This is a genomic window from Pseudarthrobacter oxydans (genome assembly GCF_030812335.1).
In the GTDB taxonomy this organism is placed as follows: Bacteria; Actinomycetota; Actinomycetes; order Actinomycetales; family Micrococcaceae; genus Arthrobacter; species Arthrobacter oxydans_B.
The window spans coordinates 130,345-155,997 of sequence record NZ_JAUSSN010000011.1 but is presented as its reverse complement, the minus strand read 5'-3'; the positions used below and the strand labels follow the sequence as shown (position 1 = coordinate 155,997).

Here is a 25,653-nt window from a genome sequence, read left to right as displayed (position 1 = left end):
GCGCGGACTTCACGACGACAGCCGGGCGCGGACTTCACGACGACAGCCAGCGGACGCTGCGGCTAGCGGACACTGTGCGGGCGGCTGGTTTCGGCATGGCTTCCGGACGGTACCGGTGATGAGGGCCCGGCGATGAAAACCGCGGCCTGGGTCCGGCGTTCGAAGCCCAGCTTGGCCAGCAGGGACGAGACGTAGTTCTTGACCGTCTTCTCCGCGAGGAACATTTCCGCAGCGATCTGGCGGTTTGTGAGCCCGCCGCCCACCAGTTCCAGGACCCGGCGCTCCTGCGGCGTGAGCGAGGACGTCCTGGGGTCCACCTCTTCGGCCTCGACGAGGCTGTCCACGATGCCCGCCGCGACGCCTTCCGCGAAGAGCGACTCGCCGGCGGCCGCCCGGCGCAGTGCCCCGATGAGGTCGGTGCCGCCGATTTCCTTGAGCACATAGCCGCTCGCGCCCGCCAGCACGGCGCCGCGCAGCGCCTGCTCGTCATCGAAGCTGGTCAGGATGATGCAGTTCAGCGACGGGTCAACCGAGCGCACGTCCCGGCAGACCTCAATCCCGGTCCCGTCCGGCAGCCGGGCATCCAGAACGCTGACGTCCGGATGGAGCGCGGGAATACGGCGGGTCGCCTCGACGGCGGAACCCGAACTCCCGACCACCAAAAAGCCCTCACCCTCGAGGAGCTCCTGCAGTCCGCGCCTGACGAGCTCGTGGTCATCCAGGATGAAAACCCGAATGACGGACGGCGCCCCGTCGGGTGCAGTGAGACCTGCGTCTGCCCAGGCAATCATGATTCTCCTGTCCGGCGGCTTGCGCTGCCATGAATGGTGAGGTGCTCCCCAGCCTGATTTTCGCAAATGGCGCCCGCAGGTTGTGCCTGCTAAATCCATTGTCGCTGACCCAGGTGCCGCCGTCGCTGCCGACATTGGTGCCTGGTCCCGTTGTTACCTGGTCCCGTTGTTACCTTGTCCCCTTGTTACATTGTCCACTCCGGGGACGTGTTGTGTCCCGGAGACTGCAATTCTTCTCCGGGTAGCGGGCCCCGGCAAGGGTCATTGGTCCCGCCGGGACGGGCCGTCGGGCTGTCCCGGATGACTTTCGGCCCTAGCTGCTCCTTCGGCCCGCACGGCACTATAGGCTGGACGCGACAGCCGTGTGACGAAAGGATCTGCCATGACCGAAGCCAGGGACATCCGGACCATCGTGGTGGGGGTTGATGGTTCCGATGCGTCGGTGGAGGCCCTTCGGCAGGCCCAAAGCCTCGCCGTGCCACTGTCTGCGACGCTGGTGGCTCTGGCCAGCTGGGACGTCCCCCCGGTGTACGACGGTTACGTCGCGATGGGAATCGATGACTTCGATATCCGTGCCGGGGAAATCCTGCAGGAAACGGTGGAGAAGGCGTTCGGGGCGGACACCCCGGCCAACGTCGAGAGCCGCCTCGTCCAGGGACACCCGCGGCACACCCTGATCGAAGCCAGCAAGGACGCGGACCTGGTGGTGGTGGGACGCCGCGGGCACGGAGGCTTCGGCGGAATGCTGATCGGATCCGTGAGCTCTGCCCTGGTGGCCCACGCCCATTGCCCCGTCCTGGTCGTCCATTCCCCGGAAGTGAAGGCCGCCAAGTAGGTCCGGCCGGCCCCCAACGAACGGCGCCCTGTTCGAACGGCGCCTTATTCGAACGAGGCCCGGCGGGGATCGGAGAGCCGGGTGGTCCACAGATCCGGCCGGTTGACCTTGAACCGGCGCCCGGTCAGGGCCTTCGGGGAGAGCCGGACGTAATAATCCTTGTCGCCCGGCTGCCACGGTTCCAGCAGCAGGGCGTCGACAGCGTCCTTCTCCTGCTGGTTTTCGATCAGTGCGGCCTCACCGCGGGCCACGACGCTCCAGGCCTCCTGCTCGTGGGAGTCGTAGCCGTCGATTTCGAAGGCGATGGGTTTGGCCGTCATCGCCGCCCACAGTTTGGTGCCCCCGGCGGTGCGGAACACGATCGAGCGGCGCTCGAGCGCGAAGTTCACCGGAAAGATCTCCGGATGCTCGTCAACGATCAGGGCGATCCGCCCCACGACCTCGGTGTCCAGCAGTACCCAGCACTGGTCGATGGATATTCCGAAATCGGGCGCAGGCGTCGTCTCTGTGTTCATGTGGACCCACGTTACGTACTGTGCCGGGCACCCATTAGGGCCATTAGGCCTGTAGCCCGGGCCAGCCGGCTCTGATATGGCCGGCGCCTACCAGGGGCTCGGCTTGTAGTCCTTCAGGAAGACCCCGAACTGGTCCTCGCCGGACTCGCCCATGACGATCGGGTCGTACACCCGCGCGGCCCCGTCGACGAGGTCCAGCGGGGCGTGGAAGCCCTCCTCCATCAGCCGGACCTTCGTATAGTGCGGGCGTTCATCCGTGATCCAGCCGGTGTCCACGGCGGTCATCAGGATGCCGTCCTCTTCCAGCATTTCCTGGGCGCTGGTCCGGGTCATCATGTTCAGCGCCGCTTTGGCCATGTTCGTGTGCGGGTGGCCGGGACCCTTGTAGGCGCGGGAGAACTGGCCTTCCATGGCGCTGACGTTCACGATGTACTTCCGCCGCGCGGTGGAGCGCTTCATCGCCCCGCGGAGCCGGCTGACCAGCAGGAACGGCGCGGTGACGTTGCACAGCTGGACTTCGAGCATTTCCAGCGGATCCACCTCGTCGACTACCTGGGTCCAGCTGTTGATGGTGGCCTGGTCGGGAACCAGCCCGCCGGCGTCGATGGCGGTGCCCGCGGCGATGCGTTCCAGCGAGGCGGAACCGGTGGACAGCGCCAGCGAGGTGATCGCGTCCCCGGCGAGCACCGGATGCTCCAGCACGGTGCTCGCCAGGGCCAGCGGGTGCTTGTCGTGGGCGTGGCCGAAGGTCACCAGTTCCGGACCGCCGTTGGCCGCCTGAAGGGCCGCCGGGAGGGGCTCGTCCTCGGCGTCGACCAAGGGCTTGTACGCGTTCCCGGAGCGGCGCACGGTCTGGGCGGCGTTATTGATAATGATGTCGAGCGGGCCGGCGGCGTCGAGGGAATCGGTCAGCGCCATCACCTGCGAGGGATCGCGCAGGTCAATGCCGACGATCCGCAGCCGGTGCAGCCACTCGCCGCTGTCGTCCATCGCGGCGAAGCGCCGCGCGGCGTCCTTGGGGAAGCGGGTGGTGATGGTGGTGTGGGCGCCGTCGCGGAGCAGCCGCAGCGCGATGTACATGCCGATCTTGGCCCGGCCGCCGGTCAGGAGGGCGCGGCGTCCGCTCAGGTCCGTCCGGGCGTCGCGTTTGCTGTGGCTGAAAGCGGCGCATTCCGGGCACAACTGGTGGTAGAAGGCGTCCACCTGGGTGAAGTGCTGCTTGCAGATGTAGCAGGGCCTGGACTTGATCAAGTGCCCGGCGATGCTCCCCGTCGTGGAAGGGGCGAGCTTGTTGCCGCGGGTTTCGTCGTCGATCCGGTCCGGGGCCGCCGTCGCCGTCTGGGCGATCACGGCGCGGTCGGCTTCGGCGATCAGGTCCCGCTTGCTGACCCGGCGGTGGCGCTTGACGGCCTTGAACATTTTGCCGGTGGCACGGCGCACCGAAACGTAGTCCGGGTGCTCCTCGTCGTAGACGTGGATGCTGTTCAGGACCTTCAGGCAGGCCTGGATTTCCTCGGGGGTCAGATCGGACGGCAGATCGGGGGAGCTCATTGCCCCAATTTTACAGCCTGCGGGGAGCCCGGCCCGACGCCGGGTCCGGACTCCCGCTGCAGCAGTTCAGGCTCAGGGAGCGTTGCTTGACCGCGGAGCCGTGACGCCGACGGCGGCCGCCTGGACTTCCGCCACCTTGTCCACGGATTCCCGCAGGGCGGGCCAGTGCTCCGTGGCGGCCTTGACCGCGTCGGGCACCAGGATCAGGTTGGCGGCCGACAGGGCGCGTTCGTCCTCGCCGGGCTCCGGGACGAGCTGGCCCTTGGACAGCACGGTGATACCCGAGTCGGTGACCTTGAAGCCGCGGGCCCGGTCCAGTTCGGGGTCGAGACCGATGGCGGCGCCCGCCGGGACCTGGACGTTTTTGTCGATGATGGCCCGCTTGACGACGGCGCCTTCACCGATGTTGACCTTGTCCATCAGCACGGAGTCGAGCACCCGGCTGGAGGTTCCGACGTAGACGTCATTGGACAGCACGGAACCTTCCACGATGCCGCCGGAGATCACGGTGCCGCTGGCAACGATCGAATCCAGGGCCGTGCCGACCGTGTTCTTCTGGCCGCGGACGAACTTGGCCGGCGGGGAGATGCTCTGCCGTGTGTAGATCGGCCATTCCGAGTTGTAGAGGTTGAAAACCGGCACGGGCGAGATGAGGTCCATGTGCGCGTCGTAGAACGAGTCGATGGTGCCGACGTCGCGCCAATAGGTGCGGTCGCGTTCGGTGGAGCCGGGGATCTGGTTCAGGGTGAAGTCGTAGACCCCGGCCTCGCCCTGGTCGACGAAGTAGGGAATGATGTCCCCGCCCATGTCGTGCTTGGTGTCCAGGCGTTCGGCGTCGACATGCAAGGCCTCGACGAGGGCGTCGGCGTCGAAGACGTAGTTGCCCATGGACGCGAGGAACTGGGTGGGGTCGGCGGCAAGCCCCGGGGTGGAGGACGGCTTCTCGACGAAGGCGGCGATCCTCTCCGGGTTGTCCTGGTCCACTTCGATCACACCGAACTGGTCGGCCATGTGCAGCGGCTGGCGGACGGCCGCGACGGTGGCCTTGGCGCCGCTGGCGACGTGCTGGTCCACCATCTGGGCGAAGTCCATGCGGTAGACGTGGTCTGCGCCGACGACGACGACGATGTCAGGGTTGGCGTCATGGATGAGGTTCAGGGACTGGTAGATGGCGTTGGCGCTGCCGAGGAACCAGCTCTTGCCCACGCGCTGCTGCGCGGGGACCGAGGCGATGTAATTGCCCAGCTGCGTGGACATCCGCCAGGTTTCGGAAATATGGCGGTCCAGGCTGTGCGACTTGTACTGCGTCAGGACGACGATCTGCAGATAGCGGGAATTGACCAGGTTCGATAATGCAAAGTCAATAAGCCGGTAACTTCCGGCGAACGGGACACCGGGTTTAGCCCGGTCCGCCGTCAATGGCATGAGCCGGTTTCCCTCGCCACCTGCGAGGACAATGGCCAGAACTTTCTTATTCGGCATGGTGATCGCTCCTGAACGCCTTTGTACTTCCCCAAACAGTCCGGCACGCCCGAACGTCTTCACACTAGATCAGTTCCACCGTAACGACTACCTTGGGGTTTGTGCGTATAGACATTGTGACCAAAGAATTCCCGCCCGAAATCTATGGCGGCGCCGGGGTCCACGTGGCCGAGCTCAGCAGGGTGCTCGCCCAGCACGTGGATCTGCAGGTGCGCGCCTTCGGCGCGCCCCGTGAACCCGGGTATCACGGCGCGACGGTGACGTCCTACGCCGTGCCCGAGGATCTCGGCGGGGCGAACGCCGCACTGCAGACCCTGGGGGTGGATCTGCGGATCGTTCCGGACATCGCCGGCGCGGACCTGGTCCATTCCCACACCTGGTACGCCAACATGGCCGGGCACATTGCGTCGCTGCTCCATGGCATCCCGCATGTCCTCAGCGCCCATAGCCTGGAGCCGCTGCGCCCGTGGAAGGCCGAGCAGCTGGGCGGCGGGTATGCGGTGTCGTCCTGGGTGGAAAAGACCGCCTACGAGGCGGCGGCCGCGATCATCGCCGTGTCGGAGGGCATGCGGCAGGACATCCTGCGCAGCTACCCGGACGTTGATCCGGCCAAGGTCAAGGTGGTTCACAACGGCATCGATGTCAGCCAGTGGAACCGGGATGAGAGTGATGACATCATCCGCGGACTCGGCATTGATCCGGAGCGGCCCAGCGTTGTCTTCGTGGGCCGGAACACGAGGCAGAAGGGCGTGCCGTACCTGCTGCGGGCCGCCGCCAAGCTCCCGGCCGAGGTCCAGCTGGTCCTGTGCCTGGGTGCCGCGGACACTCCGGAACTGGCGGCCGAGACGGCACGCCTGATCGAGGAGCTGCAGAGCCAGCGCAGCGGCGTGATCCTGATCGAGCGGATGCTGCCCCGCAACGAGGTCGTCCAGGTGCTTAGCCACGCGACCGCGTTCGCGTGCCCGTCCATCTACGAGCCGCTGGGCATCGTGAACCTCGAGGCGATGGCCTGCGGCGCCGCCGTCGTGGCCAGCGCCACCGGCGGGATCCCCGAAGTGGTCCAGCACGGCGAGACCGGACTGCTGGTTCCGATCGAGCAGGTCACGGACGGCACGGGCATCCCCCTAGACCCGGAGAAATTCGTCACCGACTTCGCCGAGGCGCTCATCGAGGTTGTGTCTGATCCCGCCCGCGCCCGGGCCATGGGACAGGCCGGCCGGCGCCGTGCCGAGGAGCACTTCTCCTGGGAATCCATCACCGAGACCACCCTCGAGGTCTACCGCTCGGTGCTCCCCAAGGGTTCCTGACCCCCGGCAGCCGAGGAACAGACGACGGAACAGACGACGGAACAGACGACGACGGCGCCGCCCGGCTCAGGGGCGGCGCCGTCGTCGTCTGTGTCGTCGAATTACCGCCGGGTCAGGCGCCGGAGGCCCTGGTCCCGTGGCCCTTGCGGGCCAGCAGGATCTTCTCGTCCACCGGGGCATCGCCGCTGGCACGCTGGGTGCGGAAGTACTCCCGGGCCTCGTCCTGGCGGAGCTTCTCGGCGCCCGTGGCGATTTCGGCGCGGAGGTGTTCCGGGCCGAACCCGAAGGCGTCGACCAGGTCCAGGGCGTGCGGGCGGATCTTCACGAGCAGGCGGTTGATGTAGTCGCCCACGGTCCGGGCGCGCTGCATGGACAGCCGGCCGTTCATCAGGTACCAGGACAGGTTGTCCTCGATCAGGGACAGCCCGAAGAGGTCGCGCAGCCAGGTCAGCACCTTCCGGGTGCCCGGGTCCGTGACGGTGCCCAGCGCTTCGGTGAAGGCCTCCCACTGCAGCAGCTCGGCGTGCGCCTGGGCTGCCTCGATGAGTTCGTTCTGGTGGCTGTTGAACAGTGCCGCGCCCTGCTGCTGCGGCAGCTTGTTGGCGCCCTTGAGGGCCGAGCCGACCTCGGCGACCATGGTCTGCACCCGGTCGGTCAGCAGCGCGCGCTGGCTGGCCTCGTCCTTGATTGCGATGGCGGCCTTCTGCACCGAACCGGTGTCGGCCATGAACTGGGCGACGCCGCGCAGTCCGGTCCGGTGGATGGCGGCGCCGGTGGCCTGGCCGACGACGTACCGGGCCAGCACGCCGAAGTTCACCGTGCGGAATTCCTTGGCGTAATCGGCCAGCAGCCGCTTGGCGACCAGCTGCAGCAGGACCGTGTTGTCACCCTCGAAGGTGGCGTACACGTCCAGGTCTGCGCGCAGCGAGGCGAAGCGGTTCTCAATCAGGAAGCCGGCGCCGCCGCAGGCTTCGCGGCATTCCTGCAGCGTGTCGAGCGCGTGCCAGGTGCTGAGCGGCTTGAGCGCCGCCGCGAGGGTTTCCAGGTCCTGGCGGTCCGCGTCCGTGTCGGCCCGGCCGGAGAAGACGTCGTCGAACTTCTGCAGCAGCTGTTCACTGGCGAACCCGGCGGCGTAGGTGGTGGCGAGGCGGGTGAACAGCCGGCGCTGGTGCCGCTGGTAGTCCAGCAGCACTTCCTCGTCGGTCTGTGAGGAGGCGTTGAACTGGCGGCGTTCGGTGGCGTACTGGATGGCCGTCTTCAGGGCGAGCTTCGACGCGGTGACGGCGGCGCCGTCGAGCGAGACGCGGCCCTGGACCAGGGTGCCGAGCATGGTGAAGAAGCGGCGGCCCGGGCTGGCGATGGGGGAGCTGTAGCTGCCGTCGGCGTCGACGTTGCCGTAGCGGTTGAGCAGGTTGGTGCGCGGGATCCTGACCTGCGTGAAGTGCAGCCGGCCGTTGTCGATGCCGTTCAGTCCGCCCTTGACGCCGTCGTCCTCGCCGCCGATGCCCGGCAGGAATTCCTTCGTGTCGGGGTCGCGGAGGTCCATGTAGAAGGCGTGGACGCCGTGGTTGACGCCCTGCGTCACCAGCTGGGCGAAGACGACGGCGGCGACGCCGTCCACGGCGGCGTTGCCGATGTAGTCCTTCCATGCGGCCCGGAACGGCGTGTGCACCACGAATTCCTCGGTGGCCGGGTCGTAGGTGGCGGTGGTGGCGATGCTGGCGACGTCCGAGCCGTGCCCGGTCTCCGTCATGGCAAAACAGCCGGGAATGTCCAGGTTCATGATGCCGGGCAGCCACTTCTGGTGGTGCTGTTCGGTGCCGAGGTGGTTCACGGCGGAGCCGAACAGTCCCCACTGGACTCCGGCCTTGATCTGCAGCGAGGGGTCGGCGATGACGAGTTCCTGGAATCCGGCCACGTTGCCGCCGTGTTCGTCGGCGCCCCCGACGGACGCGGGGAACGCGCGGTGCACGGCCCCGTTGTCGACCAGGATCTGGAGCTGGCCGAAGGCGCGGCGGCGGTGCTCGGTGTGGGTCAGCCCTTCCGTCTTGTGCAGTTCCGACCGGCCTGCGAGTGCCCGTGCGGCGCGGCGGGTGTCGGCCCACTTTCCCAGCAGCAGCTCGCCCAAGGCGGCGACGTCGACGGCGGGTGCCGCGGCAGCAGTCGCGCCGGGCGCGGCCACCGGGCGGGGGGATGCCGGCATCCGGGCAGGGACGGTCGTAGGGGAGCCCGCGGGGCGGTCGGCTAGTTCGGTCATGTCGATTCCTTCGTTGGTTCTGACAAGGTCGGTACTGAAGTGGGTGCTGAAGTCTGTGCTTACGTGGGTGCGGACGGGGGTGCTGGGGCCGGCGGTGCGGGGCGCAGTTCCGGAGCGATGCCGAGGCACAGCCAGTCGGTGATCTGGCGTGCCATGGCCGCCTGGTCAGGTTTGTCGGGGGACTCCGGGCTGGCCAGCCACTGTTCGCCGGCGTTCCGGACAAGGCCGATGGCGGCGTTCGGCCAGTAGCCGATCACGGCCTCGCGCCCGGCCGAGTCGCCAAGGTGGCTGCGCATCGGCCGGGCGATCATGTCGCTGATCGCCGCGAAAAAATGGCCGAGGGCGCCCGCGGTGGCGATGGTGCCGCTCGTGGCGTCGCCGGGGCTGTACCGCGTGACGAAGGTGTAAACATTGGGGCTGGTTTCCGCCATCTGCAGGTACGCCGAGACCATCGCCAGCAGCCCTTCGCGGGGTGTCTGGGCGCTCTGGGCGGCCTCCTGGATGCGGCGCTGCATCTGGCTCAGCACGACTTCGCCGACGGCCTGCTGGAGCCCGGCCTTGTCCCCGAAGTAGCGGTAGAACACGGATTTGGAGGTGCCGGCCGCCGCGGCGATGTCTTCCATGGACGCATCACTGCCCAGCCGGTGCACGGCCTTGCGGGCTGATTTGATCAGCTCCCGGCGGCGCTCTTCACGGTGCGACTGCCACCGGGAGGCGCGGCCGTCCACGCCGCCGGCAACGGCAGGGCCGGAGCCGGCCGCGCCGCCGCCGGGAAGGTCGGTCTGGGGGATGTTCACGATACCCAGCGTATCAGGTACGCTGGGTATCGGTAACCGCTTTGATCAAAGGAGACAGCCCATGTCCGTCAACGGACAGTCCGCACCCGGACCAAAGGAATCAACCACCCCGGCGACGCCCGGGGCCGTCACGGCAGCCGCTTCCCCTTCCGCGGGAAGCCCCGCCGCCGGCGCCGCAGAACCGACCGGGCGGACAGCGCCGCGGCTGCGCAGGGCGGTCATCGTCGGCGGCAACCGCATTCCCTTCGCCCGGACCGGGGGCGCCTACACGAAATCGTCCAACCAGGACATGCTGACCGCGGCCCTGGACGGGCTCATCGCCCGGTTCGGACTGCAGGACGAACGGATCGGCGAGGTTGCCGCCGGGGCGGTGCTCAAGCACTCCCGTGACTTCAACCTGACCCGTGAAGCCGTGCTGGGCTCCGCACTGTCCGCCGAGACCCCCGCCTACGACCTGCAGCAGGCCTGCGCCACCGGGCTCGAAACGGTCCTCGGCCTCGCCAACAAGATCAAGCTCGGCCAGATCGACTCCGCGATCGCCGGCGGTGTCGACTCCGCCTCGGACGCCCCCATCGCCGTGAGCGAGGGCCTGCGCGAAGTGCTCCTAGACCTGAACCGGGCCAAGACGCTGCCGCAGCGGCTGCAGGTCCTGAGCCGGCTCCGGCCCAAGGACCTCGCCCCGGACGCCCCCAACACCGGCGAACCGCGCACCGGCCTGTCCATGGGGGAACACCAGGCGCTCACCACGGCGCAGTGGAAGATCACCCGGGAGGCGCAGGATGAACTGGCCTTCAACAGCCACCGCAACCTGGCCGCGGCGTATGACGCCGGCTTCTTCGATGACCTGCTGACCCCCTACCGCGGCCTCACCCGGGACTCCAACCTGCGGGCTGACACCAGCCTCGAGAAGCTCGCCACCCTCAAGCCCGTCTTCGGCAAGAACCTTGGTTCAGCGGCCACCATGACGGCCGGCAACTCCACCCCGCTCACCGACGGCGCCTCCACCGTGCTGCTCGCGGCCGAGGACTGGGCGGATGCCCATGATCTGCCCAAGCTCGCCACCGTCGTCGACGGGGAGGCGGCCGCGGTCGACTTCGTTCACGGCAAAGACGGCCTGCTGATGGCCCCGGCTTTCGCCGTGCCGCGGCTGCTGGCCCGCAACGGGCTTACCCTCGATGACATTGACTTCTTCGAGATCCATGAGGCCTTCGCCGGGACCGTTCTCAGCACGCTGGCCGCGTGGGAGGACGAGGAGTTCGGCCGCACGCGGCTGGGTCTGGACGGGGCCTTCGGCAGCATCGATCGGTCCAGGCTCAACGTCAACGGGTCCTCCCTCGCGGCCGGCCACCCCTTCGCGGCCACCGGCGGCCGGATCGTCGCCTCGCTCGCGAAGATGCTGCACGCCAGGGGCCACGTTGACGGCCGCCCGGCCCGCGGGCTCATCTCCATCTGCGCCGCCGGTGGCCAGGGCGTCGTCGCTATTCTTGAAGCACTCTAGGGGGATCCGATGACCGACAAATACACGCAGTTCGTGAGCCAGGGCCCGGGCAGGGACATCGCCAGGAAACTCGGGCTGCCCCAGCCGGTGGTGCTGCGCCGCCACCAGCCGGGACAGCCGCTCGTGAGCGGGCCCGTCCTGGTCCAGGGAGGCGGCAGCGGCGCCGACGCGCTGGCCTCGACGCTCCTGTCCTGGGACCTCGACGTGCGCCGCCATGCGGTGCCCAAGGAGAAGCTCGGCGCGATCATCCTCGTGCTGGATGAGCTGGGCCGGCCGGAGGACCTGGAAAAGCCGGTACTTACCGCGGCGACGTCCCTCCGGGACCTGGCCGCCAATGCCCGCGTCATCACCGTTTCCCGCGCGGCGGCGGATGCTGAAAATCCGGCCACTGCGGACCCGGCCGCCGCGGCAGCACGCCAGGGAGTGGACGGGCTCCTCCGCTCGCTGGCCAAGGAGCTCCGTGCCGGCGCCACGGCCAACGGCATCCTGCTTTCCGGCGGCGCGGGCACCACCAGCCCCAGCACCCTCGGCGCGCTCCGCTTCTTCCTCTCCGGCCGGTCCGCGTTCGTCGACGGGCAGTTCCTCACCGTCGGCTCCGCCGAAGGGCAGCTGCCGGCCGACGCCGAGAAGCCGCTCGCGGGGAAGGTCGCCGTCGTGACCGGGGCGGCGCGCGGAATCGGCGCCGCGATTGCGCGGACCCTCTACCGCGACGGCGCCACGCTCGTCGTCGTCGACATCCCGGCCGCCGGTGACCACCTCGCCGCCGTGGCCAACGAGGTGCACGGCACGGCCCTGCAGCTGGACATCAGCCGCGAGGACGCCGGGCAGAGGATCATCGACCACGCCGTGGAGCGTCACGGGGGCCTGGACATCGTGATCCACAACGCCGGCATCACCCGGGACAAGCTGCTCGCCAACATGGACCAGGGCCGCTGGAACTCGGTGATCGCGGTCAACATCGCCGCGCAGCTGCGGATCAACGAGGCCCTGCTGGCCTCTGAGCATTTCCGGAGCTCCCCGCGGATCGTGTCCGTCGCCTCCACCAGCGGCATCGCCGGCAACCGCGGCCAGACCAACTATGCCGCGTCCAAGGGCGGGGTGATGGGCATGGTCCGGGCCACGGCTCCGCTGATCGGCTCGTACGGCGGCTCCATCAACGCCGTCGCGCCGGGCTTCATCGAGACGGAGATGACGGCGAAGATCCCCTTCGCCACCCGCGAGATCGCCCGGCGGCTGAACTCCCTGCAGCAGGGCGGCCAGCCGGGCGACGTCGCCGAGGCCATCGCGTTCCTGGCCAGCGACGCCGCCGGGGGCATCTCCGGCGAGGTACTGCGCGTCTGCGGGCAGAACCTGGTGGGGGCATGACCCTTTCACAGCCCGTCATCCTGGGGGAGATGCCGTCGCTGTCCAAGCTCTACGTCAACGCGGCGGCCACCGCAGCCCGCCGCCGGGTGCTCGGCACCCAGGCGGGCGACGGGCTCCCGGCGGCACGGCACGAGGTCCGCGGCGTCAAGGCGTCGGTGGAAAACCTGACGGCGTACCAGCACCTGATCGGCGAGACCGCGAGCGATGTGCTGCCGGCCGGCTTCATTCATGCGCTGACGTTCCCGCTGGCCATGAGCGTGATGAACCGGGATGACTTTCCGCTGCCGCTGCTGGGCATGATCCACCTCGAAAACAAGGTGGTGCAGTCCGCGCCCCTCCGGTTCACCGAGGCGCTGGACGTGCAGGCCTGGGCGGAGAACCTGCGGGGACACCGGGCCGGCACCCAGCTGGACCTCGTCGCGGAGGTGCGCCGGGCGGGAGAGGACGCCGTGAGCTGGCGCGGCGTCTCCAGTTACCTGGCGAAAGGCGTGTTCCTGCCCGGAATCGACAAGCCCACGGCCGCTTCGGCCGCGGCGGATTTCTCGGCGCCGGATCCGACCGCGCTGTGGCAGCTGGGCGTCGACACGGGGCGGGCCTACGCCGCTGTGTCCGGCGACTTCAACCCGATCCACCTGAGCGTGCTCTCGGCCAAGGCCCTGGGCCTGCGCCGGTCGATTGCGCACGGGATGTATCTGGCATCGCGGGCCTTGGCGGACGTGGGGGCCGCCAAGGGCGATGCCTTCAGCTGGGATGTGGCCTTCGAGGCTCCGGTGTTCCTGCCGGCCCGCGTGGCGCTGGACATCAGCACCGGACAGGACAGTGACGGGGCGTGGCGACGCTCGGACTATGTCGCCTGGAACTCGCGGTCCGGACGCAAGCATTTCAGCGGGTCGGTGGCCGCACTCTAAGCCCGGTCGGCGGAGGCCTTCACCACGCGCAGCATCCGGTGCAGGCTCATCAGGATTGATTCCACGGCGCTGGGGGAATCGGTTGCCGTTTCTTCGGCGCCGACGCGTGCCGTCAGGGCCCGGACGGCGGCGTCGGCTTCCTCGCTCAGCTCCGCCTGCCGGTCCGGGCTCTCCTTCTCGACCGCTTCCAGGACGTCGCCGACGGCGGCCAAGGAGTCCGCGAGCGGCGCGGCGAATTCGTCCGGCACCACAAAGGGGGTGTCCTTGGCCCAGATGACATCCGAGAGCACCTGCGTCACGTCCTGGACGTGGAAGGTCACCCGTTCCAGATCCCGGAGGTTGCGGTAGTCCAGCTCGATGTCCCGCGGATGCAGCCGGCGCCGGGGGTTGGCCCGCCGGCTGGCGTCCGCCTTCTCCACGGCCAGCCGGACGGCGCGCGCGGACGTCTCGAGGGCACCGGACCGCTTGGACCAGTCCTCGTGTTCCGGCGGCCAGCTCTCCTTCAGCGCCTTGGCCATGTCCCAGAGCTGCTGGGCCAGCGCAAGTCGAAGTTCGGCGATGCTGAGCTCGGCGGCGCGGAAGTGCAGCGGCGGGAACACGAGCAGGTTCACGAGGATGCCCACCGTGACCCCGGCCCCCATCTGCAGCAGGTAGCCGAAGGAGAACTGGTCCGGATTGTGGCCGCCGACCAGCAGGACCAGGAGCGCCGCGGTCGGGATCCAGTCCCGGCCCGCGCCGATCTTCGGCAGTCCCGCGAGGACGACGCCGAAAGCCATCACGACACCGACCGTCAGCGGCGTCGGGCTGCCGAGAATGAACAGCACAAAGGCCAGCCCGACCCCGATGGCGAGCCCCGCGAGCGTTTGCACACCCTGCTTCATGGACCCGGCGACGTTCTCGTACATCGCCACCAGGGCGCCCAGCGGGGCGTAGTAGGGGTAGTCGGCCGCGGAGCCGGGCATAAACGGGGCGATCGCGAAGGCGATCCCCGCGGCCAGCCCTGCCTTCAGGGCCAGCTGCAGCCGCGGCCACAGCACCGCCGCGCGGACGTTGCCGGCCACCATCCGCCAGAGCCGCCGGGGCAGGGAGGGGCCGCCGGTGTGCGTGGCCTCGTCTGTAGTTGTCACCCGGCTCACCCTAGGGCGGGGATGTTGCTGCGACAACTGGACGAACCCCGGCCTGCTGAACCGCGGCTGGGATTCGGCGCCGTCGCCGAATGCCAGTGCGCCGTTGTCATGAAGGGCCGGGTTGTCGCGGAGGATGGCCCTTGTCCCGGACGCCAGGTGCCGTAGACTCGCGGATGCTGGGGAACAGTCGATGCTCGGGTGAGGACGGACGGGAATGGTGCAACACCGGCTGAAGAAGCATGACTGCACTCTGCACACCACTGATGTTGTCGAGCGTCTCGGACTCCTCGTGCCTTGCATCGCGGAGGTGGAAGACAGACCTGTTCGGCCGGCCGAGTTGGCAGTTTGGATCCATATCGAGGCCGAGAACGAACCCGAGATCGCGGAACACGGCTGGCTGGTGGAACTGGACGACGAGGTCAGTCTGCTCGTTCGCCCCGATCACGACGACCTGGCGGACCTGTTGGGAGAGCAGGTCGGTGTCCGTTCGGTTGTCCAGCTCGATCGCGAAGTCTTCGCCGTTGACGCTCCCCGGTTGTGTGACGACGGACTGCGGGCAGCCGTTCTGCAAGCCGTCGCTGCTGCCAACAGGATGGCCCACGACCCGCATCTGGCCGGTCAGCCGGGCACCCCGGCCGGAGACAGCGCCGCCCCGCCCGCCCCGGCGCCCACCGCGCAGACAACCCAGTCGGCACAGACGGTGGAACCTCCCGAAGACGACGACCTGTGCCGCCTGGTCTCCGGGGACGCGGCCAGTGACGGCCGGAGCGTTCAAATATGGGTCAACCGTAATGGCATCCTCATCCTGCCCGCCGGCACCATCCCTCACGGCCCCCTGGACGACAGCGAGAACCCACACTTTCAGCGCGCCACCGTTGCGTCGGCTCGTGCAGCCGGCCTGGCAAAGCGCCATGCAGGGAGGTGGATCCCCTATTCCTCCCTCAGCAAGCTCCGGCTGCGCCGGCCCGGGCTGGTGCGACGCCGCTGGACAGCTACCGTCGTCGAGCAGGGCGGCGCACCGGTCCCCTTGAGCTGGCACGGAACCCGTCCCCACGCTCTGTTGTTCTGGGGGTACGTCGTCGCCCGGTGCGGTCTCGGCCGGGTGGACGGACTGCCCTAAATAGGGACGGGCCTGGTGGGCGGGAAGAGTTGGTCCTAGACAGAATGCCTCACACCTAACGCGGCCGGGCGGTCCTCGGCGCCGTCACCATCTGGCTCAGGGAATCGGGAGACATGCCCTATTCCGCCCCGTGGCCCGGGGCAACTTCCTCCCCGGCCCGGACCGGGCCCGGCGCTGTTCCGCCGCCGAAGGGGCGTCCGCCGAGGGTCTCGCGGCCGTGGGCGGTCAGCCAGTTGCCGAGCTCCGGCCCCGCCGGAACTATCCCGGTGGGGTTGATGTCCTCGTGGACGATGTAATAGTGCTGCTTGATCTGCACGAAGTCGGTGGTGTCGCCGAACCCCGGGGTCTGGAACAGGTCGCGGGCGTAGGCCCACAGGGCCGGCATCTCGGTGAGTTTCTGCCGGTTGCACTTGAAATGCCCGTGGTAGACGGCGTCGAACCGCGCCAGCGTCGTGAAGAGCCGGACGTCGGCCTCGGTGATCGTGTCTCCCACGAGGTACCGCTGTCCGGTGAGGCGCTCCTCCAGCCAGTCCAGGGCGGTCCAGAGCCGGTCGTAGGCGGCATCGTAGGCTTCCTGGGTGCCGGCGAAGCCGCAGCGGTACACGCCGTTGTTCACCTCGGTAAAGACCCGCTTGTTGACCGCGTCGATCTCCCCGCGCAGTGCCTCCGGGTAGAGGTCCGGGGCGCCGGGGCGGTGGTACGCGGTCCACTCGGTCGCGAAGTCGAGGGTGATCTGCGGGAAGTTGTTGGTCACCACCTGGCCGCTGGCGACGTCGACGATGGCCGGCACGGTGATGCCGCGGGGATAGTCCGGGAACCGGCGGAAGTAGGACTCCTGGATCCGTTCCACGCCGAGCACCGGATCCTTGCCGCCCGGGTCCAGGTCAAAGGTCCAGGAGCGTGCATCATGGGTGGGGCCGGGCTGGCCGAGGGATATGGCGTCCTCGAGGCCGAGCAGCCGCCGCACGATCACGGTCCGGTTGGCCCACGGGCAGGCGCGGGCCGCGACCAGCCGGTAGCGTCCGGGCTCCACCGGCCAGCCGGGCTCACCGTTCCGGCCGGGGGCGCCGTCGCGGGTGATCCGGTCCTCGATGTAGTTGGTGTCGCGGTTGAACTCCGCACCTCCGGTGACGTAGGCGCCCTTGGTGCTGAATCCCGGGTTGTCCGTGTGTGTTGTGCTCATGGTCCCAGCCTATGCCGGGGTGCCGCCTACTGCGGGCACGGTCAGGGACGGCAGTGTTGCGAAGACCTGCGACATCGGCTGCCACGCCACCCACCAGGCGGCACCGACGACGGCGGCAAACAGCACGATCCAGACGACGGCTGGGATGCGGGTGGCCCGGGAGAGCAGGTACGCGTCCGACGTCGCCAGCCGGTCCCGCCGTTTCAGGTGCACGTTGGCGAGCTTGCCGAGGTCCCGGACGGCGGCGACGAGAAGTGCCAGGCCCAGCACGATCATGACATGGCCGTTGAATTCGGGCGGGACGAACAGCACCAGCAGGGCGGCGGCCAGGACCGCGGCGGCGGTGATCAGCAGCCCGATGCCGTTGCGGATGAACAGGAACGAGGCCAGCAGGATGAGGGTCCCGAGGGACATCGCCGCCGGACCCCAGCCGTTGAAGCCGCTCCAGACCATCGCAGCGCCGACGACGGCCGGCACCGGGTAGCCCCAGAACGTGGACCAGACGGCGGCCAGGGGTCTGCGGCTGAAGGTGGTCGTCGTGCCCGAGTGGTCCAGGCGCAGGTGGATGCCACCCAGGCGCTGCCCGGTCATGAGGGCCGCGAAGGCGTGGCCGAGTTCGTGGGTGACGGTGGCCAGCAGTCCGAAGTACCGCCAGGTCACCCGCGGCAGGGAGAGGGCGACGGCCAGGAGGATGACGAGGGCCAGCTCAGTGCCGGTGACGTGCGGGACGGGGGAGTGGGTGAATCCGGCGACAATCCGGTTCCACCACGTCTCGTCAGCGTTGGTCATGCTCTTGTCCGGCCCGGTGTTCCAGCGGCGCCCGCGGGTCCGGCACTGTGGCGGATGCAGTACGGGGTCCAGGGCCGGGCCTCCAGCCGGCCCTCCGCGATGTGTTCCCCGCACACGGCGCAGATGCCGTACGTGCCGGCGTCGATGCGTTCCAGGGCCGCCTCGATCTGCGCGAGGCTCTGACGGCTCTGCTCCAGCAGGGCGGAGGCCTGGGAGAGCTCAAACGCGATCGTCGCTCCCTCGGGATCGTGTTCGTCGTCGACGTTGGAATCCTGCCGGGCGGCGTTCACCGAGGAGATGTCCCGGCGAAGCGCGGGGAGGAGCACAAGTTTCCGGCGGCGCTCCTCCTGGAGGAGGGCCCGGAACCGTTCGACGTCGACCATAGGCTGCAAGGCTAGCGCGGACGCTGCGGCCGAGTCTAAAGCCGGCGACGAAATACCCGGGCAGGCCGGCCCCAGCAGGCCGGGCCGAAAGGCCCCTTGCCCGGGTGGGTCTCCGCCGTACAGTGGGGAAGGGAGCGCTTGCCCCTCAACGTGCCCCGAAAATTGGTGTGCCGGCAACGGCACCGTCTAGCCGGCACAAACCGTACTTACCAGTACCCGTATCAGCGGACGTAGGAGACGTCATGGATCAGCCAGCGGCCAGCACCAACAAGAACGCCGACGAGGACGCCGAGGCCCTGGCCGCGGTGGAGCACCACCATGCGGGCATGCTCAAGCGCCTCCGCGCGCTGACGGCGACCCTGGTCCGCGCTGTCCGGACGGGTGACACCGTGGCGGAGCACGACGCCCATGAGGTGCTGGTGGAGTGGTGCGAGACCGATCTCGTCCCGCATGCGCTCGCCGAGGAGGGTCCGCTGTACAGTGCGCCCCGGAACCTGCCGCAGGGAAAGCTGCTCGTGGAGGGGATGCTCGCCGAGCATCAGGTGATCGTCGGACTGGTCGAGGAACTGCGGGGATCCACCGGGGTGGACGCCGCCGTGGCGGCCGGCTCCATCCGGAGCATTTTCGCCCTGCACGTGGAGAAGGAGAACCGGCTCCTGATGCCGTTCATCGTGGCATCCCCGGAACTGTCACTGGCCCGCGCCGTCGAGGGGCTGCATGAACTGGTCGGCGAAACCCACGCCCATCGACACGGTACGGGGCACGGGGGCAGCGTCTAGAGTTGCCCCATGGCTGAAGGAATGAACCACAACAACGGGCCCGGCGCAGCCACACTCCTGCGGGAACTGGCGTCCGCCCACGGCGTCGGGACCTCCTACTGGGGCTGGGACGGCGTCGAACGCTCCGTCGCGGACGGCACCCTGCGCGGCGTCCTGGCCGCGCTGGGCGTCCCGGCCGGGGAACCGGACGAGATGGAACGGTCCCTCGCTGAGGCCCGCCTGGCGCCGTGGCGGCGCCTGCTGCCACCGGTCGCCGTCGCCCGCGAAGGGCAGGAACTCCCCGTCAACGTCCACGTCCCGCAGGGGAGTGCCGTCAGCGTCTGGATCGTCACCGAGGACGGCCAGCGGTATGAGGCAACGCAGCGGGAGAACTGGGACGCGCCGGCCGACGTCGACGGCGTTCTCACCGGCCGGGCGGTGTTCGCGGTCCCGGGCCATCTGCCCCTCGGCTGGCACACGCTGCTGGCGGACAATGAGGGCACGATGGCCCAGTGCCCGCTCATCGTCACACCGCGGAGGCTCCGCACGACCGAGGCGCTCGCCGGCCGGCGGAACTGGGGCCTGACCGCGCAGCTTTATTCCGTGCGCTCCTCCCGGTCCTGGGGCATCGGCGACTTCTCCGACCTCGCCGATCTCGCCGCCATGACCGGGCAGGAGGGAGCCGGTTTCCTGCTGGTCAACCCGCTGCACGCCGCCGAGCCCCGGCCGCCGGTCGAGGACTCGCCCTACCTGCCCACGACACGGCGTTACTTCAACCCGCTCTACCTCCGGGTGGAGGAGATCCCCGAATACGGCTATCTCGGCCCGGCCGGCCGGGCCGAGGTGGAGCGGCTGGCGAATCAACAGCACGCGGCGAACCACTCCAAGGCTCTGCTGGACCGGAACTCCAGCTACGGGGCCAAACTCACCGCGCTGGAGCTGCTGTTCGGCGTCCCCCGCGACCCCGCCCGCAGCGTCGCGTTCGCTGACTTCTGCGCCGGGGAGGGGCAGGGACTCGACGACTTCGCCCTGTGGTGCGCCCTGGCCGAGAAGCTGCCCCCGGACGCCCCGCAGTGGGCGGCGGAAGCCACCTCGCCGGGCACCGCCTACTGCAAGGAACAGCGGGCCCTGCTGGCCGGCCGGATCGAGTTCCACCGCTGGCTGCAGTGGCTCTGCGACCAGCAGCTCGAAGCCGCCCAGCGCTCCGCCCGGCTCTCGGGCATGGAAATCGGCGTCATCCACGATCTTGCGGTCGGGGTGAAACCCGGCGGCGCGGACGACTGGTCGCTTGCCGGGGTGCTGGCCCGGGACGTCACGGTCGGCGCCCCACCGGACATGTTCAACCAGCAGGGGCAGGACTGGACCCAGCCGCCCTGGCACCCCGGCCGGCTCGCCGAATCCGGTTACGCGGCCTACCGGGACATGCTCCGGACCGTGCTGCGCCATGCCGGCGGAATCCGGGTGGACCATATTCTGGGCCTGTTCCGGCTGTGGTGGATCCCGGAAGGGGCCGGGCCGGAGCACGGCACCTACGTCTATTACGACCACGAGGCGCTGATCGGCATCCTTGCCCTGGAGGCGCAGCGGGCCGGAGCGATCGTGATCGGCGAGGACCTGGGCGTGTTTGAGCCGTGGGTCCGGGACTATCTGGCCGAACGCGGCATCTTCGGCACGTCGATCCTCTGGTTCGAGCACGACGCCGACGGCCCGATCCCGCCGGAACGGTACCGCCAGCAGTGCCTGACCAGCGTCAACACCCACGACCTGCCCCCGACGGCCGGCTACCTGGCCGGCGAACACGTCACCCTCCGCGAATCCCTGGGCCTGCTTCAGCGACCGGTGGACGAGGAGCGCGCCGAGGCCGCCGCCGAGCAGCAGGCGGTGCTCGGCCTCCTGCGGGACCGCGGTCTCCTGCCGGAGCCGGGGCACCAGGACGTGCAGGCCACCGTCGAGGCGCTCTACGCTTTCACCACGCTGACGCCCTCGTCCCTGCTGGGCGTCGCCCTCGTTGACGCGGTGGGGGAGACCCGGACGCAGAACCAGCCCGGGACCAGCACGCAGTACCCCAACTGGCGCATACCGCTGGCCGGTCCGCGCGGACCCGTCCTGCTGGATGCGCTGCAGGCCGATCCCGGCTTCCGTTCGCTCGTCGGTACCATCCGGTCCGCGCTGCCTCCGGATGCCTAGAAGCGGCGGGGGCGCAGTGCGGTGCGCGGCGATCCCGGGCAGCCGGGTCGCGACGGTCTTCGCCGGACCCGCGGCGCGGAGGCAACCCTGTGAAGGACTAGCGCTGCCGGGTCCCGGCGGCAAGATCCTTGACCCAGTCCGGGGTGGCCAGGCCCAGGCGCCGGTCGGTGACGAGGCGGAGCCTGGCGGCTGCAATCTGAACGCCGGGGTCGCGGGAGGCGGCACGGTGTCCGGGGACGGCGGCTTCCGGCCGCGCGATGACGGCCGGCCGGGCCGGGGCGCGGTCCAGCGGATCTTCCCAGGCCACCGTGATGATCTTTAGTTCCTCAGGGCTGGCCAGTCCACTCTCGGCGAGGACGGCCATGACCCCCAGGCCCAGTTCGGCCCGGCGCGGGTCCTCGGAGAGGGAGCTGTCCAGGGCCCACTGGCTGCGGTTCCACCATTCGCTCCGGTTGTCGGCTTCCCGTTGCTGGGCCAGCGCGGCCGTGTCAGCGGCGGCGCGCTGCTTCAGGGTGCGCAGGCTGACGGCTGCCCCGATGACCGCCGCGAGCAGCACGGCCAGCGGACCCAGGGCGGCCAGGACCTCCCACCACTCGGCGGGACCGGTCTGGACGACGACGTCGACGGGAAGTGGGGAGGGTGTCACGGCACCAGCATAGGCCCCGTGCTTCCTGGCGCCCATCGCGGCTGACGGGGCGGATTGAGGCAACCCGGTCCTTACGGCTCTGGGGCCCGGCGCCGCGCACCGGACACACTGCTGCCATGAGTGATGTGCTGACGCTGATTCCCCCCGTCGAACGCAACGCGGGCGCCAACCGGGCCCTGCATCCGGACCGTCTGTGGACCCGGCTGGTGCGCGGCGGGGCCGGACTTGCCATACTCGCCGCCCTCGCCCAGGAGATCTACGACGCGACGCAGCCGGGCAACTCCGTCGACATCCCCCAACTCATCTCCCAGTTCACCTTCCAGTCAAACCTCGTCCTCGGGCTCGTGTTTCTGGTGTCCGCCGCGCGGCAGCGTGCACGGCTGCCCCTGTGGTGGGATCACCTGTTCGGAGCCCTCGCCTTCTACCTGGTGATGACGGGCATCATCTACGTGGTGCTCGTGGCTCCGCCCGGTGAAGCGTGGTGGACACTGGACATGTACTGGCCGTGGATGATCACCCACCGCATCGCACCGCTGGTCGCGGGGCTCGACTGGCTCCTGGTCACCCGCACGGTCCGCGGCCAGTGGCGGAGGCCCCTCGTCTGGCTTTGCTACCCGGTCGCTTTCCTGGTCTTCTCGTGGGTGCGCGGCGCCCTCGACGGCTGGTATCCCTACGACTTCCTCAACCCGGGGCTCGACGGCGGCTGGCCTGCCGTAATCGCCACGAGCGCCCAGGTGCTCGCCGCGTTCCTCGTGGTCGGGGTGCTTGTGCACCTCGCCGGCAATGCCCGGGTGGGCCTCGCCCGCGGACCCGGAGAGGGGTCCCATGCCTAGCCGCCGGTCCCGCCCGGCTCGACTCGGCGTCGTGTCCGTGTCCCTGCTCGGCGTGTTCCTCTCCGCGTGCTCCCAGCCCGCGGGCCGGAGCGGGCCGGCGTCGTCCCGGGCCCCCTCCTCCGGCACGGGCAACCCGGCCTGCGATCTCATCACACCGGAGATTGCGGCGAAAGCCGAACCCGGGCTTGTGCCGGTGGGCCAGATCAGCCCGGCCAGGCCGCCGGGCAGCAAGGCCTACCATGGCCGGGGCCGGCATCCCGGACGGCGATGCGATGGCCCGTGCGCTCTCGCAGGCAGCGGTGGACGGCGGCTGGGGCAACGGCACCGCGCTCAGCGTCCCCGCCGCCCCTCCCGTGGGTCCGCCGGCGACGACAAACAACGCGGTCTGCGTGCTGAGGTCCTGATCTCCCCGACGGGGCCCACTGCCGGGGAGACGAAGGAGCAACTCATCACCCTCGTGCGCGACGTCGAGTTCTGACGCCGCGCTGAACTGCTCCCCGAGCTCAGCGACCAGCGACCAATCACGCTGGTCCGGAAGACTCCAGTAGCTTCACCACAGGTGCTTCCGCCATGCCCCACCCCTTAGCCTCAGGCATCAGGGCCCATGGTGGGAGCTACTTCCGGAGGAGGGACGAACCTGAGATCATTCAAGCAGGGGAGGGACTAAAGCAGCCGGGCCGGCTGCGTCCCGTCCCACACCGGAAGTACCCATGGAGGGCTCACATGCATCCTCTGACCCTGATTTGTATCGTCCTCGCTGCGGCGGTTCTCTGGATGGCTTTTACCTGGGGGATGCTCGCCCATCTCGCTCACTCCGAACGCCGGGCAGGGCTGAGACCTCCGCGCCAGCGTGCTGATGCTGTCGGGCGGAGGCATGGGGCCGGAACCCCGAGGAGACTCAAGGTGCGGCACCGCGGGACGTCGCGGCGGGTCGCCATCCACCGTCAAATTAGGTAGCCGCTACCCGTCAACCGGACTCCGGCGTACGCCTATCGTCTTGCCCGCCCGCCGTGCGGTGAAGGTGTCCCCTCCTGGGGGCCCCACCAGGAAAGTCAAGAAACGGCGACCGGCACCGATATCCGGGACTCTCCGGCGCGGTGCCAGTTTTTCCGTTACCCGCTGGCGGGTTTGACCTCAAGGATGACTTCAACGGGTTTTCCGGGGCCGGGGCTGGCGACTGCAAGTCTGTAGTCGTAATCGCCGTCCGCTGCGGTGCCGGTGCATACCGGGATGTTGCCTCCCGAATTGGGCCGCCGCTGGCAGGTCCCTTCCAATTTCAGGGAGAGGGACGCCGGCGCCGCAATGGCCTGGAGGTCTGCCGGGGTCAGCTCCGTTCCGGTGGCCCACCGCCGGGCGAGGCTCGGACACGGGTTGGTGCTGATACACAGGAACTGCTCCCTGCGCACAATGTTGTCCAGCTGCTTCCAGGTGGACGGGATCGCGAGACGGGCGGAACGGGACATCATTTCGTCGGTGGTCCGGTCGTCGGCGGCCCGGATGAGGAAAAACGATATCCCCACGATCAGGACTACGGCGGCGAGAATGGTCCCCGTTCGTCGTCTCACTGTGTTCCCCCAAAACATCGGCCGGCACCGTCGCCTTCTAGTCTCCCGTCGGGGGTGCTGACTGCATCGTACCCTCATGTTCCCGCCGTGACCGAGGAGCCGGAACCGTGTGGGTGAAACGGAAGCCCGCGTGGGTGGGGAAAGAAAAAAACCCCCAGAATCCTTGGATTCTGGGGGGTTTTCCTTTTGTGCGCGGAGGGGGACTTGAACCCCCACCCCCTTTCGAGGACTAGCACCTCAAGCTAGCGCGTCTGCCATTCCGCCACCCGCGCAGGTGGTATTCGGTGTACCTTTTCGCCTTTCAGCGTTTCGGTTTTCTCCGAAGCAGCGAGAAAGACTCTAGCATGAACTTTCCTGAAACAAATAATCGGGGCCTGAACGAGCATGTGGGTAGGCTGAAGCCAGCAACAGAGCCGCCGCCACGAGGAGTGAACATGACTGACATCAGGCCCGAGGACGAAGTCGTCAGGATCTGCCAGGAACTGATCCGGATCGACACGTCCAACTACGGCGACGGTTCCGGCCCGGGGGAGCGGGCAGCCGCCGAATACACCGCGGGACTGATGACCGAAGTGGGGCTGGATGCGGAGATCTTCGAGGCCGCCCCGGGACGCGCCAGCGTGGTGACCAGGCTGGCCGGGGAAGACCCCTCCGCCAGCGCCCTCGTGGTCCACGGGCACCTGGACGTTGTCCCCGCACTCCGCGAGCAGTGGTCGGTGGATCCCTTCGGCGCGGAACTCAAGGACGGCATGATCTGGGGCCGCGGCGCCGTGGACATGAAGGACATGGACGCCATGATCCTCTCCGTTCTGCGGAATTTCGCCCGCACCGGACGCAAACCCAAGCGGGACCTGATCTTCGCGTTCTTCGCCGATGAGGAAGCCGGCGGCACCTACGGCGCCCGCTACGCGATCGAGAAACGGCCCGAACTCTTCGACGGCGCCACCGAGGCCATCTCCGAGGTCGGCGGCTTCTCCGCCACGATCGGCGGCCAGCGCACCTACCTGCTCCAGACCGCCGAAAAGGGACTGTCCTGGCTGCGCCTCGTCGCCCACGGCCGCGCCGGCCACGGCTCCCAGATCAACACGGACAATGCCGTCACGCGGCTGGCCAGCGCGGTGTCCCGGATCGGGGAATACCGCTGGCCGGTGGAGCTGACGCCCACCACGCGGCAGTTCCTTGACGGCGTGACGGAACTCACGGGCGTGGAATTCGACCCCGACGATCCGGACAAGATCCTCAAGGAGCTCGGCACCGTGGCCCGCTTCGTCGGCGCCACCCTGCAGAACACCACGAACCCCACCCTGCTCAAGGGCGGCTACAAGCACAATGTGATCCCCGAATCCGCGGAGGCTCTCATCGACTGCCGGACCCTGCCCGGCCAGGAGGAGCATGTCCTCGAAATCGTCCGCGACCTCGCCGGCAAGGGCGTGGACGTGAGTTACGTCCACAACGACGTCTCGCTGGAGGTGCCGTTCGCCGGGAACCTCGTGGACTCCATGATCGACGCGCTGCACGCCGAGGACCCGGGAGCCAAGGTGCTGCCCTACACACTGTCCGGCGGCACGGACAACAAGTCGCTGAGCCGCCTGGGCATCACCGGGTACGGCTTCGCGCCGCTCCAGCTCCCGGACGAACTGGATTTTACCGGGATGTTCCACGGCGTGGACGAGCGCGTCCCCACCGACTCCCTGAAATTCGGCGCCCGGGTGCTCGATACCCTGCTCACCAATTACTGAAGCCTGTTACTTGAAGC

General features: G+C 68.8%; 23 protein-coding genes and 1 tRNA gene. 11 read left to right on the top strand and 13 right to left on the bottom strand.

The window, feature by feature from the left end; genetic code table 11:
• Window positions 1–62: 62 nt before the first annotated feature.
• Window positions 63–791, bottom strand: a complete 729-nt coding sequence (locus J2W14_RS17740) for a response regulator (protein ID WP_307464936.1) — start codon at window positions 789–791, stop codon at window positions 63–65.
• A 382-nt stretch (window positions 792–1,173) separates the two neighbouring features.
• Here J2W14_RS17740 and J2W14_RS17735 point away from each other — a divergent pair, with 382 nt between their 5' ends.
• Window positions 1,174–1,626: a universal stress protein gene (locus tag J2W14_RS17735; protein ID WP_307464934.1), complete on the top strand. Its 453-nt coding sequence runs from the start codon at window positions 1,174–1,176 to the stop codon at window positions 1,624–1,626.
• Between the two features lie 44 nt (window positions 1,627–1,670).
• Here J2W14_RS17735 and J2W14_RS17730 read toward each other — a convergent pair whose 3' ends face one another.
• The 3 genes from J2W14_RS17730 to glgC all read right to left on the bottom strand — a co-directional run bounded on the left by J2W14_RS17730 (window position 1,671) and on the right by glgC (window position 5,180).
• Window positions 1,671–2,141 (bottom strand): pyridoxamine 5'-phosphate oxidase family protein, encoded by a 471-nt coding sequence (locus J2W14_RS17730; protein WP_307464932.1) that lies wholly within the window; start codon window positions 2,139–2,141, stop codon window positions 1,671–1,673.
• Window positions 2,142–2,228: 87 nt separating this feature from the next.
• The gene (locus J2W14_RS17725; RefSeq protein WP_307464931.1) at window positions 2,229–3,692 is read right to left on the bottom strand and encodes an SDR family NAD(P)-dependent oxidoreductase; all 1,464 of its coding nucleotides are present in this window, start codon (window positions 3,690–3,692) and stop codon (window positions 2,229–2,231) included.
• 72 nt (window positions 3,693–3,764) lie between these two features.
• On the bottom strand, window positions 3,765–5,180 hold the full coding sequence (glgC, locus tag J2W14_RS17720) for a glucose-1-phosphate adenylyltransferase (protein ID WP_307465010.1): 1,416 nt from the start codon (window positions 5,178–5,180) through the stop codon (window positions 3,765–3,767).
• A gap of 95 nt (window positions 5,181–5,275) precedes the next feature.
• Here glgC and glgA point away from each other — a divergent pair, with 95 nt between their 5' ends.
• Window positions 5,276–6,481, top strand: a complete 1,206-nt coding sequence (gene glgA / locus J2W14_RS17715) for a glycogen synthase (protein ID WP_307464929.1) — start codon at window positions 5,276–5,278, stop codon at window positions 6,479–6,481.
• 112 nt (window positions 6,482–6,593) lie between these two features.
• On the opposite strand, the gene J2W14_RS17710 is transcribed toward glgA, so the two are convergent.
• Window positions 6,594–8,738 carry an acyl-CoA dehydrogenase family protein gene (locus tag J2W14_RS17710; protein WP_370871342.1) on the bottom strand — a complete coding sequence of 715 codons (2,145 nt, stop codon included), beginning with the start codon at window positions 8,736–8,738 and terminating at the stop codon, window positions 6,594–6,596.
• A 59-nt stretch (window positions 8,739–8,797) separates the two neighbouring features.
• On the bottom strand, window positions 8,798–9,466 hold the full coding sequence (locus tag J2W14_RS17705) for a TetR/AcrR family transcriptional regulator (RefSeq protein WP_307465005.1): 669 nt from the start codon (window positions 9,464–9,466) through the stop codon (window positions 8,798–8,800).
• A gap of 130 nt (window positions 9,467–9,596) precedes the next feature.
• Between J2W14_RS17705 and J2W14_RS17700 the strand changes: the two genes are divergently transcribed.
• From J2W14_RS17700 to J2W14_RS17690, 3 genes are read left to right on the top strand one after another with little or no spacing between them, the layout of a single operon-like run.
• Entirely contained in the window at window positions 9,597–11,033 is a 1,437-nt protein-coding gene (locus J2W14_RS17700; RefSeq protein WP_307464927.1) for an acetyl-CoA C-acetyltransferase, read from the top strand.
• A gap of 9 nt (window positions 11,034–11,042) precedes the next feature.
• Window positions 11,043–12,398: a 3-oxoacyl-ACP reductase gene (locus J2W14_RS17695; protein ID WP_307464925.1), complete on the top strand. Its 1,356-nt coding sequence runs from the start codon at window positions 11,043–11,045 to the stop codon at window positions 12,396–12,398.
• Window positions 12,395–13,306: a MaoC family dehydratase gene (locus J2W14_RS17690; RefSeq protein WP_307464923.1), complete on the top strand. Its 912-nt coding sequence runs from the start codon at window positions 12,395–12,397 to the stop codon at window positions 13,304–13,306. The genes J2W14_RS17695 and J2W14_RS17690 overlap by 4 nt, the downstream gene beginning before the upstream one ends.
• On the opposite strand, the gene J2W14_RS17685 is transcribed toward J2W14_RS17690, so the two are convergent.
• On the bottom strand, window positions 13,303–14,370 hold the full coding sequence (locus tag J2W14_RS17685) for an FUSC family protein (protein WP_370871344.1): 1,068 nt from the start codon (window positions 14,368–14,370) through the stop codon (window positions 13,303–13,305). The two genes, J2W14_RS17690 and J2W14_RS17685, sit on opposite strands and share 4 nt — an antisense overlap.
• Before the next feature lie 277 nt (window positions 14,371–14,647).
• On the opposite strand from J2W14_RS17685, the gene J2W14_RS17680 reads away from it, so the two are divergent.
• Window positions 14,648–15,553: a hypothetical protein gene (locus J2W14_RS17680; RefSeq protein WP_307464918.1), complete on the top strand. Its 906-nt coding sequence runs from the start codon at window positions 14,648–14,650 to the stop codon at window positions 15,551–15,553.
• Window positions 15,554–15,671: 118 nt separating this feature from the next.
• Here J2W14_RS17680 and J2W14_RS17675 read toward each other — a convergent pair whose 3' ends face one another.
• From J2W14_RS17675 to J2W14_RS17665, 3 genes are read right to left on the bottom strand one after another with little or no spacing between them, the layout of a single operon-like run.
• Window positions 15,672–16,736 carry a glutathione S-transferase family protein gene (locus tag J2W14_RS17675; RefSeq protein WP_307464917.1) on the bottom strand — a complete coding sequence of 355 codons (1,065 nt, stop codon included), beginning with the start codon at window positions 16,734–16,736 and terminating at the stop codon, window positions 15,672–15,674.
• Between the two features lie 9 nt (window positions 16,737–16,745).
• Window positions 16,746–17,525, bottom strand: coding sequence for a M50 family metallopeptidase (locus J2W14_RS17670; protein WP_307464915.1), 780 nt, complete (start codon window positions 17,523–17,525; stop codon window positions 16,746–16,748).
• A complete protein-coding gene (locus tag J2W14_RS17665) occupies window positions 17,522–17,908 on the bottom strand; it encodes a TraR/DksA family transcriptional regulator (RefSeq protein ID WP_307464914.1) in 387 nt (128 codons plus the stop codon). Before J2W14_RS17665 ends, J2W14_RS17670 begins: the two co-directional genes overlap by 4 nt.
• A gap of 242 nt (window positions 17,909–18,150) precedes the next feature.
• Between J2W14_RS17665 and J2W14_RS17660 the strand changes: the two genes are divergently transcribed.
• Both J2W14_RS17660 and malQ read left to right on the top strand, forming a co-directional pair.
• Entirely contained in the window at window positions 18,151–18,687 is a 537-nt protein-coding gene (locus J2W14_RS17660) for a hemerythrin domain-containing protein (protein ID WP_307464913.1), read from the top strand.
• A gap of 9 nt (window positions 18,688–18,696) precedes the next feature.
• Complete coding sequence (gene malQ / locus J2W14_RS17655; protein WP_307464912.1) at window positions 18,697–20,853, top strand: 4-alpha-glucanotransferase; 2,157 nt, start codon at window positions 18,697–18,699, stop codon at window positions 20,851–20,853.
• Window positions 20,854–20,950: 97 nt separating this feature from the next.
• Here the strand turns inward: malQ and J2W14_RS17650 are convergent, their stop codons facing one another.
• A complete protein-coding gene (locus tag J2W14_RS17650) occupies window positions 20,951–21,499 on the bottom strand; it encodes a hypothetical protein (RefSeq protein ID WP_307464910.1) in 549 nt (182 codons plus the stop codon).
• A gap of 116 nt (window positions 21,500–21,615) precedes the next feature.
• Here J2W14_RS17650 and J2W14_RS17645 point away from each other — a divergent pair, with 116 nt between their 5' ends.
• Together J2W14_RS17645 and J2W14_RS17640 are read left to right on the top strand one after the other, a co-directional pair.
• Window positions 21,616–22,332 (top strand): Pr6Pr family membrane protein, encoded by a 717-nt coding sequence (locus J2W14_RS17645; RefSeq protein WP_307464908.1) that lies wholly within the window; start codon window positions 21,616–21,618, stop codon window positions 22,330–22,332.
• 239 nt (window positions 22,333–22,571) lie between these two features.
• Window positions 22,572–22,736: a hypothetical protein gene (locus tag J2W14_RS17640; protein WP_307464907.1), complete on the top strand. Its 165-nt coding sequence runs from the start codon at window positions 22,572–22,574 to the stop codon at window positions 22,734–22,736.
• A 708-nt stretch (window positions 22,737–23,444) separates the two neighbouring features.
• On the opposite strand, the gene J2W14_RS17635 is transcribed toward J2W14_RS17640, so the two are convergent.
• Window positions 23,445–23,897: a hypothetical protein gene (locus J2W14_RS17635; protein WP_307464905.1), complete on the bottom strand. Its 453-nt coding sequence runs from the start codon at window positions 23,895–23,897 to the stop codon at window positions 23,445–23,447.
• Window positions 23,898–24,086: 189 nt separating this feature from the next.
• Window positions 24,087–24,169 (bottom strand) — tRNA-Leu (locus J2W14_RS17630).
• 162 nt (window positions 24,170–24,331) lie between these two features.
• Here J2W14_RS17630 and J2W14_RS17625 point away from each other — a divergent pair.
• Complete coding sequence (locus J2W14_RS17625; RefSeq protein ID WP_307464903.1) at window positions 24,332–25,636, top strand: M20/M25/M40 family metallo-hydrolase; 1,305 nt, start codon at window positions 24,332–24,334, stop codon at window positions 25,634–25,636.
• Window positions 25,637–25,653 lie beyond the last annotated feature (17 nt).

What these genes read in the sequence shown, in the direction of transcription:
- J2W14_RS17670 (WP_307464915.1), bottom strand. Translation starts at nt 17,525, where the DNA reads ATGACCAACGCTGACGAGACGTGGTGGAACCGGATTGTCGCCGGATTC.
- J2W14_RS17625 (WP_307464903.1), top strand. Translation starts at nt 24,332, where the DNA reads ATGACTGACATCAGGCCCGAGGACGAAGTCGTCAGGATCTGCCAGGAA.
- J2W14_RS17735 (WP_307464934.1), top strand. Translation starts at nt 1,174, where the DNA reads ATGACCGAAGCCAGGGACATCCGGACCATCGTGGTGGGGGTTGATGGT.
- J2W14_RS17665 (WP_307464914.1), bottom strand. Translation starts at nt 17,908, where the DNA reads ATGGTCGACGTCGAACGGTTCCGGGCCCTCCTCCAGGAGGAGCGCCGC.
- J2W14_RS17710 (WP_370871342.1), bottom strand. Translation starts at nt 8,738, where the DNA reads ATGACCGAACTAGCCGACCGCCCCGCGGGCTCCCCTACGACCGTCCCT.
- J2W14_RS17640 (WP_307464907.1), top strand. Translation starts at nt 22,572, where the DNA reads ATGGCCGGGGCCGGCATCCCGGACGGCGATGCGATGGCCCGTGCGCTC.
- J2W14_RS17680 (WP_307464918.1), top strand. Translation starts at nt 14,648, where the DNA reads ATGGTGCAACACCGGCTGAAGAAGCATGACTGCACTCTGCACACCACT.
- J2W14_RS17690 (WP_307464923.1), top strand. Translation starts at nt 12,395, where the DNA reads ATGACCCTTTCACAGCCCGTCATCCTGGGGGAGATGCCGTCGCTGTCC.
- J2W14_RS17675 (WP_307464917.1), bottom strand. Translation starts at nt 16,736, where the DNA reads ATGAGCACAACACACACGGACAACCCGGGATTCAGCACCAAGGGCGCC.
- J2W14_RS17700 (WP_307464927.1), top strand. Translation starts at nt 9,597, where the DNA reads ATGTCCGTCAACGGACAGTCCGCACCCGGACCAAAGGAATCAACCACC.
- J2W14_RS17695 (WP_307464925.1), top strand. Translation starts at nt 11,043, where the DNA reads ATGACCGACAAATACACGCAGTTCGTGAGCCAGGGCCCGGGCAGGGAC.
- J2W14_RS17685 (WP_370871344.1), bottom strand. Translation starts at nt 14,370, where the DNA reads ATGGTGGCCGGCAACGTCCGCGCGGCGGTGCTGTGGCCGCGGCTGCAG.
- J2W14_RS17645 (WP_307464908.1), top strand. Translation starts at nt 21,616, where the DNA reads ATGAGTGATGTGCTGACGCTGATTCCCCCCGTCGAACGCAACGCGGGC.
- J2W14_RS17725 (WP_307464931.1), bottom strand. Translation starts at nt 3,692, where the DNA reads ATGAGCTCCCCCGATCTGCCGTCCGATCTGACCCCCGAGGAAATCCAG.
- malQ (WP_307464912.1), top strand. Translation starts at nt 18,697, where the DNA reads ATGGCTGAAGGAATGAACCACAACAACGGGCCCGGCGCAGCCACACTC.
- J2W14_RS17730 (WP_307464932.1), bottom strand. Translation starts at nt 2,141, where the DNA reads ATGAACACAGAGACGACGCCTGCGCCCGATTTCGGAATATCCATCGAC.
- J2W14_RS17740 (WP_307464936.1), bottom strand. Translation starts at nt 791, where the DNA reads ATGATTGCCTGGGCAGACGCAGGTCTCACTGCACCCGACGGGGCGCCG.
- J2W14_RS17660 (WP_307464913.1), top strand. Translation starts at nt 18,151, where the DNA reads ATGGATCAGCCAGCGGCCAGCACCAACAAGAACGCCGACGAGGACGCC.